This is a genomic window from Delftia sp. JD2, from assembly GCF_001682645.1.
In the GTDB taxonomy this organism is placed as follows: domain Bacteria; phylum Pseudomonadota; class Gammaproteobacteria; order Burkholderiales; family Burkholderiaceae_C; genus Comamonas; species Comamonas acidovorans.
Genome location: NZ_LFJT01000139.1, coordinates 1 through 694 on the forward strand (window position 1 = coordinate 1; position 694 = coordinate 694).

1 protein-coding gene is annotated in these 694 nt (G+C 68.4%); it reads right to left on the reverse strand.

The window, feature by feature from the left end; genetic code table 11:
- The coding region (locus ACM14_RS30205) for a phosphopantetheine-binding protein (protein ID WP_254662171.1) at positions 1-694 on the reverse strand (694 nt) is incomplete at both ends.

A 694-nucleotide genomic window follows, 5' to 3' on the forward strand; every position in this document is an offset into this window, starting at 1 on the left:
CCACCGGGCACCGCAGCGGCAATGCGTGCAATCTCATCCTCATCCAGCGCCACCAGGGTCAGCATGTCCGGCGTGATCGCCGTGCAGCCTTCGGGGATGCCATTGGGCGGCACATCGATCTCGCCAGCCACCTGCGCCCCTTGGTCCCCCTGCTGCGCCTGCAGCACCGCCTGCGCAAACTCCGCCAGCCTCGGATGCTGGAACAGCGTGCGCACCTGCACGCGCAGGCCCTGGGCGCGCACGCGCTCCAGCAGGCCCAGGGCCAGCAGCGAATGCCCGCCCAGCTCGAAGAAGCCGTCCTGCCGGCCCACGCGCTCCACGCCCAGCACCTCGGCCCAGATCTGCGCCAGCGTTTCTTCCAACTCGCCCTGCGGTGCCTCGTATTCCTGCGCACTCGCCATCTCCGGCTCGGGCAGCGCCTTGCGGTCCACCTTGCCGTTGGCCGTCAAAGGCAGGGCTTCGAGCACGACGATGGCCGAAGGCACCATGTAGTCGGGCAGCGCCTGGCCCAGTCGTCCCTTGAGCAGACCCTCTGTGATTTCTGCATTCAGCGACACATAGGCGATCAGTCTGGCACCGCCCGCCCCCTCCTTGGCCAGCACCACCGCCTCACGCACTTCAGGCTGGGCCAGCAGCTGCGACTGCACCTCGCCCAGCTCGATGCGGAAGCCCCGGATCTTGACCTGCTGGTCGG